The following is a 10,504-nucleotide window of genomic DNA, read 5'->3' as shown; positions in this document are numbered from 1 at the left end:
AGGACCATGAACGTCGACCATTTTGGCTTCCTGTCAGTCGCGGGCCCGGAAAGCGGACAGGCCACCGCGCCTTTTAAATTATTATAGTCGTTCATTATTACGACCTTCTTTTGAACAGTGATATTTGACAATTAAGGTACTACCCTTATTTTAGTGGTTAATATTTGTTGAAATATTGTTGAAAAAAACAAAATACAACATATAAGCTACGTTAAACTATATTTTAACTACATATAAACAAATTGTAAGTTGCCATTAAATTCGTGGCAGAACCGCAATTAAAACTTACACAATACTCCGTTAAATTTTGTAATATACCGTAATTCAATTGTTTGTGTCTAAAAAGGTTTGTTTGGTAAAATGCAGTATATTAATGTTGTAAAAATCATCTTACATCTTATATCTAAAAATCTCACCATCTATTAATTTACAGGTGCAAACATTTTTAAAGATTTGCATGAAAAACCTTGCACCTTAAAAGGAATTATGAAATGTAAATAATTTATTATTAATTATTTAAATGTTACTCAGCAGACACTAATTTAGGTCGAATAGCCAGCCTGCCTTTATTTATCGCAGCAACCCGCACGATTGATGCTTATAAATGAACTTTGGTGATAACCTTTGTCATGCTCGTTTCATCTATGCAAAATCAGCGAATTGAAGGTTTGTGGATAGAGTGATCGAATGGGGCTGTCTGAAAACTCTGTGATATTTGTTGTTTCACAGATTACAGGGAGTTGGCACAGAGTCCCGCAGAATAAAAATTAGTCTTTTTAGTTCTGGTCTATAAAATTGAGAAAATTTCTTACTTATCATATGTCTGCTCAGAAAGTGCCTGTTGCATGGCGGCGAGCGTGACACAGCAAATGGTACTTTACGGACAGGCACTTTTTAGACACCCCTCATGTCTGAAAGTGTGAATGCAAGGTACGATGCAATGGAAATATCTTCACGCAATTAGTCATAAAAATAATTGCTTTGGTCAAAGAAATTTCTTGTCCCGAGCGATATTTTATCTAAATGAAAGTTTTAAAATATCTATATCTGGTATTTGGTGCATATAGTATGATGTTTGTTTATCAGGCTAATTTTGGGATAAACGGTAAAAAGTTTTTCAACAAAATTTATTTCCTCAGCCTTCTGCCTGTTAAACTTTTGCCTTAAAGTTATTTTTATCTAATTTAAATCATAAACGGATCAAAATATTACACTTATGTGCTTTGTTAGGTGTTAAAGTATGTCAGTACCTGCAAATCCACTACGGGTTATTGACTAACAACTACTGGCTGCTTTTATTTTCTTTTTGGTTTATGGCTTACAAAATGTTTTCTAATCCATCGGGGAACAAGAAAAGTACCTATAAAGAGATAAGGATAATAGCTGATCATGCGCCAGAGAAAAGCCATGGCAATGCCGGTTCCGGCAGGAATAAAAGCAGCCAGGAATTCTTTGAATACATATTCGGCGAAGCCACTTCCGCCTGGTGTAGGACTAATGAGCATCATGATCCACATCACCAGCTGTTTGGCAAAGACGTGAAGATGGTCTTCCCAGCCCAGCCATTTGATGCCGAAAAATGTAATAATTAGAGTATTAACCACCCAGTACCGGGCTGTCCAGCTAAAAAAAGTAGCGCCAAAAGCTTTTAGCCATTTTCGGAAAGGCCAGCCGCTGAATTCCCGTGATGTTTGTATCAGGTCGGTGCCCGATTCATTGGCCTGGGGTCGCCATTTACGAATTATGGGAAGTTTGAAAATCATTAAAAGTAACCACTTCAGGCCACGTGGGTTGATGAATAAACCATAGCTTAACACCAGTGTGTAAAGAAGCTTGATGGTATATCCCCCAAGCGCAAGAAGGAAAAATTCATTCTGATACCATGGTATTACTGCTGCTGAACTGTCCAGAACAAATATATCGGAACGTCCGAGCAGTAGTAAGATAATCGGGAAAGTGAGGATAAAATAGAGTTCATCAAGAAAGGAAGTAACCATGACTACGGCCGTACTTCGCCCAACTCTGATACCTTCTTTGTTAACGAAAAAAATGGCAACACTTGTACCTCCTATGGCAGATGGTGTAATAGACGATGTAAATTCCCAAAGCATGATTACATTAAAAGCTTTCCGCCAGGTCAGTTCATTGTTTGTAAGAATACGTATTCTCAGCATATAGCCGAAGTCCCTGAAGGCCATCAAGACGAAAGAAAGTATAAGCCAGAAAACAGACCAGCCCGTAAAACTGATGAAATCAAAACTGTCGGGTTCAAATTCCCTGTATAACAGATATCCTGTTACCGAAAGCCCGATGAATATCGGTAGCAAAATCCTTCCGGGCCTTATACTGCGTATTATTTTTCCTGAGTTGTCTGTCATTCAGATATCTGTTCGAGATTTTTTAGAGTTAGAATGTTTTTAATAAATAGTACCTGTCTTTAAAGTAGGAAAAGTTTCCTGGTTATCATGTGTCTGTTCAGAAAGTGTCAGTTGCAAGGCACGCGTAACACAGCAAATGGCACTTTATGGGCAGACACTAAATAGTCATTGCAGGTGAGCTATTCTATAAAAAGCAAATTTACAGTATCCCTTTCATAACAGAAAGGGTTGATGTTAAACTTTCTGAAAATGATATTAATTAAAACAAAAAAACCGGACATTTAGTCCGGTTTTTCGTATATTGGTATAAAGCCAGTGGAGATGAGGGGAGTCGAACCCCTGACCTCATGACTGCCAGTCATGCGCTCTAGCCAACTGAGCTACACCCCCGTTTTTCGCGAGGCAAATATAATTGAAAATCGGAATATGGAAAAGGAATTCGGGAAAAAAGTAGTTTGGTTTGATTATTGCTTTAAATTAAGTGTTAAGAATTTGATTTTTAATTCTTATTGACACAAGAACAGAGAAGTTGTAATTTTTAATGATTAAAAAGAGTTGTAAAAAATGCATCGGTTTGATAATAAAATCCTATTTTTAACCTCTCGTTTGAGAATTAGTTACTCAAGCGTGTGAGACATCTACGATTGAGAAAAGATTAAAGTTATTAAATTAGGCACCAAAATTCGATTTTTATTATGGAAGTAAAAAAGTCGCCAAAAGCAGATTTGGAAAACAAAAAGACGGTCTTTATGCAGATCGGTCTTGTTGTGGTGCTTTCTCTGGTTTTCATTGCCTTCGAATGGACAACAACAGAAACAAATGTTAACGAGGGATTGAAAATTGAAGAAGAGGAAGTAGAAGAGGAGATCATTCCGATCACCCGTCAGGAAGAAGTGAAGCCGCCACCACCACCGCCACCACCAAAAGTTACTGATGTATTGAATATTGTAGAAGACGATGTGGAACTTGAGGAAGAGTTGGTTATTCAGGACACAGAGGCAACAGAAGATACCGAAGTGGATTTTTCTGATATGACCACTGAAGAGGAACAGGAAGATGCCCCGGTATTTTTCATTGTTGAGGAAATGCCCGAGTTCCCCGGCGGAGAAAAGGCACTTCACCAATATCTTGCCAGTTCAATTGAATATCCTGTTATTGCTCAGGAAAACGGAATTCAGGGACGTGTTTACGTGAAATTTGTGGTGAATACCGATGGTTCCATCACCGATGTGGAGATTGCACGTGGCGTTGATCCAAGTCTTGATAAAGAAGCCCTGAGGGTGGTGAAGAACATGCCGAAATGGAAACCCGGTAAGCAGCGGGGAAAAGCGGTAAGAGTTTCATATACAGTTCCGATTAACTTTGTTTTACAGTAAAAATCTGAATTGTCATAACAACAGAAATAGCACAAGGGGCTGTCAAAGCAGACAGTCCCTTTGTTTTTGGGTTCATTTTCTTTTTTTATCAATCAGGCAAATTAATGAATGATTTAATATCTACTGAAAAAGAACTGGAAAAAGTTGTTTTGGTGGCTGTCCGTACCCCCGATGTGAGCGAACGGGAGGTGAACGAATATCTTGACGAGCTGGCTTTTCTGACCGAAACTGCCGGTGCTGTGCCTGTCAAACGGTTTATTCAATCGTTACCGATGCACGATAACCGCTATTATGTGGGTAGCGGAAAACTGGAAGAGATAATCGGGTATGTAAAGGTACATGAAGATGTGAACGCCATAATCTTTGATGACGAATTAACCCCTTCGCAGCTAAAAAATCTTGAAGGGGCTTTTCGCAGACGTATTCTTGACCGAACCAATCTTATTCTCGATATCTTTGCAAAGAGAGCCAGAACGGCGCATGCCAAAACACAGGTCGAGTTGGCCCAGTATCAGTATCTTTTGCCCAGGCTGACAAGGATGTGGACACACCTGGAAAGACAACGTGGCGGTATCGGTATGCGCGGGCCGGGTGAAAAAGAGATTGAAACAGACCGCAGAATTATTCGTGACAAAATAGCCAGGCTGAAGTCCGAACTCCAGAAAATTGACCGGCAGAAAGCCACCCAACGCAAGAATCGTGGTAAATTGGTGCGTGTTGCCCTGGTGGGTTATACCAACGTGGGGAAGAGTACTTTGATGAATACTCTTACCAAAAGTGATGTTTTTGCCGAGAATAAATTATTTGCCACGCTCGATACAACGGTGAGGAAGGTTGTAGTCGGAAATTTGCCGTTTCTTTTAGCCGATACGGTGGGTTTTATCAGAAAGCTTCCGCACCACCTGGTTGAGTCGTTCAAGTCGACACTGGATGAGGTAAGGGAAGCCGATATATTGCTACATGTTGTGGATATTTCTCATCCCGGGTTTGAGCAACAAATTGAGGTGGTAAACCAAACCCTTCATGAAATAGATGAGCGCGAAAAGCCTATGATCATGGTTTTTAACAAGGTGGATGCGTTTACTTATACAAAAAAGGAGGATGATGATCTGACACCTGCCACCCGTGAGAATTATTCATTGGATGATCTGAAGAAGAGCTGGATGGCTAAAGACTCAAAAAGCATTTTTATATCGGCTAAAGAGAAAACCAATTTTGAAGAGTTCAGGGAACTGTTATATCGTGAAGTGGTAAAAATACATGTTACGCGTTTCCCTTTCAATGATTTTCTCTATCCCGACATCGAGGAAGCAGAGTAGGTTTTATTTTTTAAAAAAGTCAGAGTAACCCTTTGCCATAGCGAAGGATTACTCTGACTTTTCAGTTCAAACAGAAGCGACGAGTTCTGCTATAATCTTTGTCATTTTTGGTTCTGCTTTAGCTGCAACTTCCTGCACTTCTTCATGCGATATTTCAACAATTTGTCCCGGTACCCCGGAATCGGTAATAATACTTATTCCAAAGCAGGTGATGCCTGCATGACAGGCGACTATTACTTCGGGGACTGTTGACATTCCAACCGCATCGCCACCAATTACCCGAAAAAATTTATATTCAGCCGGTGTTTCAAAGGTGGGGCCTGCTGTTCCTACATATACACCTTTTCGGAGTTCAATACCATACTTTTTTGCTATTTCGAAAGCTCTGTTGGTAAGCGTCCTGCTGTATGGTTCGCTCATGTCGGGGAAACGGGGGCCAAACTCATTAATGTTTTTTCCGATAAGCGGATTGTCACCAAACATGTTGATATGGTCGGTAATGACCATAATATCGCCGACATTGAAGTCGGGGTTGAGTCCCCCGCTTGCATTCGAAACAAATAAATTTGTTATTCCGAGCGCCTGCATTACGCGAACGGGGAAAGTGACCTGTTGCATCGAATATCCCTCATAGTAATGAAAACGGCCTTGCATGGCAATTATTTCAGTGCCACTGATGCTTCCAAAGATAAGTCTCCCTTCATGTCCTTCAACCGTTGACACGGGGAAATTGGGAATATCAACATAAGCAGCGGTATCCCGGATGTCGATTTCGTTGACCAGTCCGCCGAGCCCCGTCCCAAGGATTATCCCGGTGCGGGTATTGGGCGAGTAGTGTTTCCTGAGATAATCGGCTGTCTCTTTAGTTTGTTCTAACATAATTGTTTACGGTTTTAAAAAAGGTGTTCTTTTTGTTGAATAGTATCTTAAGTTCGATGGGAATATACCATATTTTTACCTTTAAGCCCTGAATTGCAACTTTCTGTTTCAGTCTGACGGCATCTTTTTCGGTGGTCAGAATAATGGTTTCCGGAGTTGATTCATTTAAAATATTCCACAGTTTTTCGATGTCTTTAGATGTGTAATCATGATGGTCAGGATAGGAAATGGATGTAATGACATGGCCATATTTTTTCACTTCTAAAAAAAAGGCTTTGGATTTCCAATACCGGCAAGAGCTATAATGTTTGGATTTTCGGGAAAAATCTCAGGATGTGTGTTTTGGTTATCCCCAAGCCCTAAAAGGGATTTTGGTGATTGATAGGCAATACTGCTGAAAAACAGCTTCTGGGATGGAAGGGGTGCAAGCTTTTTTTGGATTTCATTTGCTTCGTCCGACGACATATTGACAGGACATTTGTTGACCAGGATCACGTGTGCACGGTTCATTCCTTTTCGCGATTCCCTGAGATTTCCGGCAGGCAGACACAGGTCATTGTATACCGGCCGGTAATAGTCGGTTACCACGATGGATAGTCGGGGTTTGACTGACCGGTGTTGAAAGGCATCGTCCAAGAATACTATATCGGGTACTGGTTTCGATTTCAGCAATATGTTCATCCCTGAAACGCGTTTTTCAGCTACAACAACTTTCAGCTCCGGGAATTTAAGTTTCATCTGTACAGGCTCATCACCAATGGCTTCGGGAGTGCTATGCGAGGAAGCGACGATCGGGCCTTTAGTCTTTCGACCATATCCTCTGCTTAGGAGCGCACAATTGGAGTCAGAAAAATGGTTGATGAGCAACTCTGTAAGAGGTGTTTTCCCTGTACCTCCAACCGTAAGATTGCCGATTGATACAACGGGCACCGGGAAGGAATACGATCTGATAATACCCTTGTTGTAAAGGAAATTTCTTATCGCGGCAATGGCGCAAAACAATGCCGAGAATGGAAAAAGCAGGGTGCGGAGGGACCGTATCATCCGGATGGTTTATTTGGTTATATTAAAAAGGCGCATAAAACAGATTCTGCTTTATGCGCCTTTTCCCGATATGTTGTGTTTTAGTTAAGATTTAATTCGTAGGGCATGCGTGCCTGAATTGGATAAGCATTCTGCAGGTTTTCGATGGTTCGAAGTGTTTTGCCATATTCAGAATTACCCCAGAAAAGGTTCTTCATATAGGCTTTCGCGTCGCCTGTTAAGTCCTTCATAAATTGTTCGAACGGGGGCAATACTTCCGGCAGCTCGACAATCCTGTAATCTTCTGCAATGCCGGCTTTTTCTGCTGCCAGGTCTATCGCGACATCGATACCACCCAACACATCAACCAGGTTAATATGCAGTGCATTTTTACCGCTCCATACACGACCCTGTCCTATTTCATCAATGGCCGTTTTGGTTGTATTTCTTCCGTCGGCACAATGTTCTACAAAAATATCGTAGGTCTTTTCCACATAAGCCTGCATTAGTTCCTTCTCCTCAGGGGTAAAGGGGCGATCGATGGCTGGTATATCGGAGAATTTATTGGTTTTGACACGATCGGTGGTGATCCCTATTTTGTTGAAAAGCCCTTTGACATTAGGAATGAGTCCAAAAACGCCAATGGAGCCGGTGAGTGTATTAGGCTGGGCAACAATGGTATCGGCCGGACAAGCAATGTAGTATCCGCCCGAGGCGGCCAAATCGCCCATAGAAACGATCAAAGGTTTCTTTTCGGTGGTTAATTTTACTTCTCTCCAGATGATTTCTGAACCTAAGGCGGATCCTCCGGGAGAATTGATGCGCAAAACCACCGCTTTAATTGTGGAATCGCGTCGGGCTTCACGGATGGTACGCGACAGGTCTTCCGAAATGATTCCTTCGGTGTCCGAACCATCAATTTCACCCTCGGCATAAATAACCGCCAGCTTGTTTTTGGAAATGCCTTTTTTCTCATCGGCCACATAAACACCGGCATATTTTCGTATGTCAATGCTGTTCAGATCCTTTTCGTAATCGGTATTGGTCGAATCTTTAAGTTCGTTAATCACCTGGTCTTTATATTTCAACCCGTCTATAAGTCCCGACTGTAACAAAAATTCTCCATCCCTGAGCATAGGTACCTGGTCGACGGTCTGATTTAATATTTCTGTTGTTAATCCTCTTGATTCGCTGACATTGGCAGTAAGATGATCCCAGATAGATTGTGTATAAGTGATCGTTTGCAAGCGGGCCGCTTCACTCATGTCGGTACGGGTGAAAGGTTCTACCGCCGATTTGAATTCGCCATGCCGGAATACCTGCATTTCAATGCCCAGCTTCTCCAGCGTATTCTTGAAAAAGGTACGCTGGGCACTGATGCCCTGAAATTCGAGCATCCCCCCGGGTGTCAGGTAAACCTTGTCGGCTGCTGTTGCCAGGTAGTAAGATTTTTGTGAATAAACAGGGGCATTGCTGATAATGAACTTTCCGGTCTCCCTGAATTCAACGAGGGCATCTCTAATTTCTTCAACGGTGGCATGCCCGGCCATAACCATCCCTGATTCCAGATAAATACCTTTTATGCGATCGTCGCGCCCGGCTTTTTCGATGCTTGAAAGAATCTGGTTCAGACCGATGGGAGCAGCTTCTCCCAAAAGTTCGGAGAAGGCCTCGGAGATGGGGTCGGAAGTTTTTCTCTCAACGATGGGGCCGTCGAGTTTCATAACAAGGAGAGAATTGTCTTTTACGGTGATCTCTTTCTGACTGGAAGCAGCCAGAATTCCAACCATGATAAAGAAAGCTATCATAAGGATGCCGATGGTGACAAAAGAACCGACTATGACAGCCAGCGTGTACTTTAGAAATTTCTTCATTTTTTGAACAATTACAGGGTTAATATTTGGAAAAATAATATTTTGTGTTGTTTTTCAATTCATACAAATTTGCGAAAAAAATCTTTAAGCGGATTGATTAATTTGAAATTGATGGCAAAAATTATTCTATTGCTTGGCGGAAACGAAAACAATACCAGTGAAGCATTCAAAACGACGATTGAAAGAATAGGGCAAAAAATTGGTACTGTTGACAACCGGTCGGGTCTTTATACAAGTCCTCCCTGGGGGTTTGATCATCCCAATTGGTTCCTGAATCAGGTGCTGGAGGTGGAAAGCTCATTGCCGCCGGTGCAAATATTGCAGCAAACCCGTTTGATTGAGCAGGAACTGGGGCGCAAAATCAAGACCAAAGATCGCTATGAAGCCCGTCTGATAGATATTGACATTTTATTTATTGATCATCTGATTATTGATAAGCCTGATCTGCAAATTCCGCATCCGCGTTTGCATCTCCGGCGTTTTACCTTGCTGCCACTCGATGAGCTGATGCCCGGTTTTATTCATCCGGTTTTAAAGAAAACAATTCATGTCCTCCTTCAGGAGTGCCGTGATACCGGTGATGTAAGGCGAGTCGACTAAAGCTTCGGGCCGTATGCCAGATCACCGGCATCACCGATTCCCGGGACGATGTAGGATTTGGCGTTGAGCTCTTCATCGACAACTGCCAGCCACAGGGTTATAGGTTCGTCTTCAAAAATTTCCGAGATGTAGTCTACACCGGCCTGGCTGGCTACAATACTGACGAGGTGGACGTGTTCCGGTTGTCCGTTGGCAAGGATGGCTTTGTAGGCCAGTTCGAGCGAAGAACCGGTTGCCAGCATGGGATCGGCCATAATTACCGTTTTTCCGTTGAGATCAGGGGCCGAAATGTATTCGATGTGGATGTCGAATTCACCGTCTTCAGTGTATTTTCTGAATGCCGATACGAAACCGTTTTCTGCCCTGTCGAAGTAGTTCAGGAGTCCGTTATGAAGAGGAACACCCGCTCTTAGAATCGAGGTTACCACAAGTTTTTCCTGGGGGAGCCATTCGGTTGCTGTTCCGAGCGGAGTAGTAATTTCTCTAGGCTTGTAAGTAAGTGTTTTACTGATTTCGTAGGCGAAAATTTCTCCAATTCGTTCCAGGTTACGACGAAAGCGAAGGGGATCGTTTTGAATTTCCACATCCCGCATTTCGGCAACAAATGTGCTGAGAATACTGACGGGTTGATTAATTTGTTTGATTTCCATTGGCTGATTTTTAACTGCAAAAATAATGTTTAAGTCCGAATTATAATAGATTGTTAGATTTTTAGATATAAGATATAAGATGATTCATATAATCTTGATATACTGTATTCTAATAAATACAACCTTTTAATTAGTGCGTGTCTATAAACTCGCAAAAATTTTTACTAATCGTAAATGAGGATTTTGGCGGCGAGCGTAACACAGCAAATGGTACTTTATGGACAGACAATTACCAGCAATTGGTTTGCAACGTATTGTAAAAGTTTAACGGACTGCTGAAAAAGAACAAAAGAAAATAAATTTGAAACAGGCTGCTGACTTTTTTCAGTAGCCTTTAAATATTTATTTTACAGTGTATTACAATAATTCAACGAAGTGTTGAATTATTCATTTTGATTTAACCTG

7 protein-coding genes, 1 tRNA gene and 1 pseudogene are annotated in these 10,504 nt (G+C 41.6%); 3 read left to right on the top strand and 6 right to left on the bottom strand.

The genetic code is table 11. The features are described from left to right. Window positions 1–1,295: 1,295 nt before the first annotated feature. Both OQ5_RS0106635 and OQ5_RS0106625 read right to left on the bottom strand, forming a co-directional pair. Window positions 1,296–2,378, bottom strand: a complete 1,083-nt coding sequence (locus OQ5_RS0106635) for a lysylphosphatidylglycerol synthase transmembrane domain-containing protein (protein ID WP_016776735.1) — start codon at window positions 2,376–2,378, stop codon at window positions 1,296–1,298. 316 nt (window positions 2,379–2,694) lie between these two features. Then, window positions 2,695–2,768, bottom strand: a tRNA-Ala gene (locus tag OQ5_RS0106625). Window positions 2,769–3,073: 305 nt separating this feature from the next. On the opposite strand from OQ5_RS0106625, the gene OQ5_RS0106620 reads away from it, so the two are divergent. Both OQ5_RS0106620 and hflX read left to right on the top strand, forming a co-directional pair. Next, complete coding sequence (locus OQ5_RS0106620; RefSeq protein ID WP_016776733.1) at window positions 3,074–3,754, top strand: energy transducer TonB; 681 nt, start codon at window positions 3,074–3,076, stop codon at window positions 3,752–3,754. Window positions 3,755–3,858: 104 nt separating this feature from the next. Continuing rightward, window positions 3,859–5,073, top strand: a complete 1,215-nt coding sequence (hflX, locus tag OQ5_RS0106615; protein WP_016776732.1) for a GTPase HflX — start codon at window positions 3,859–3,861, stop codon at window positions 5,071–5,073. Window positions 5,074–5,139: 66 nt separating this feature from the next. Here hflX and OQ5_RS0106610 read toward each other — a convergent pair whose 3' ends face one another. The 3 genes and pseudogenes from OQ5_RS0106610 to sppA all read right to left on the bottom strand — a co-directional run bounded on the left by OQ5_RS0106610 (window position 5,140) and on the right by sppA (window position 8,849). After that, entirely contained in the window at window positions 5,140–5,952 is an 813-nt protein-coding gene (locus OQ5_RS0106610) for a purine-nucleoside phosphorylase (RefSeq protein ID WP_016776731.1), read from the bottom strand. Next, window positions 5,936–6,996 (bottom strand): annotated as a pseudogene (gene lpxK, locus OQ5_RS20460) (tetraacyldisaccharide 4'-kinase). Before lpxK ends, OQ5_RS0106610 begins: the two are co-directional and overlap by 17 nt. An 80-nt stretch (window positions 6,997–7,076) precedes the next feature. Next, window positions 7,077–8,849, bottom strand: coding sequence for a signal peptide peptidase SppA (gene sppA, locus OQ5_RS0106600; protein WP_016776730.1), 1,773 nt, complete (start codon window positions 8,847–8,849; stop codon window positions 7,077–7,079). A gap of 111 nt (window positions 8,850–8,960) precedes the next feature. On the opposite strand from sppA, the gene folK reads away from it, so the two are divergent. Continuing rightward, window positions 8,961–9,449: a 2-amino-4-hydroxy-6-hydroxymethyldihydropteridine diphosphokinase gene (gene folK / locus OQ5_RS0106595; RefSeq protein WP_026055150.1), complete on the top strand. Its 489-nt coding sequence runs from the start codon at window positions 8,961–8,963 to the stop codon at window positions 9,447–9,449. Here the strand turns inward: folK and upp are convergent. After that, entirely contained in the window at window positions 9,446–10,099 is a 654-nt protein-coding gene (upp, locus tag OQ5_RS0106590; RefSeq protein WP_016776728.1) for a uracil phosphoribosyltransferase, read from the bottom strand. The genes folK and upp overlap by 4 nt on opposite strands. Window positions 10,100–10,504 lie beyond the last annotated feature (405 nt).

It is taken from the genome of Anaerophaga thermohalophila str. Valhall (genome assembly GCF_000250735.1).
In the GTDB taxonomy this organism is placed as follows: Bacteria; Bacteroidota; Bacteroidia; order Bacteroidales; family Marinilabiliaceae; genus Anaerophaga; species Anaerophaga thermohalophila_A.
Note: the sequence above shows the minus strand (reverse complement) of the source record. Positions and strands in the feature narration are given on the sequence as shown.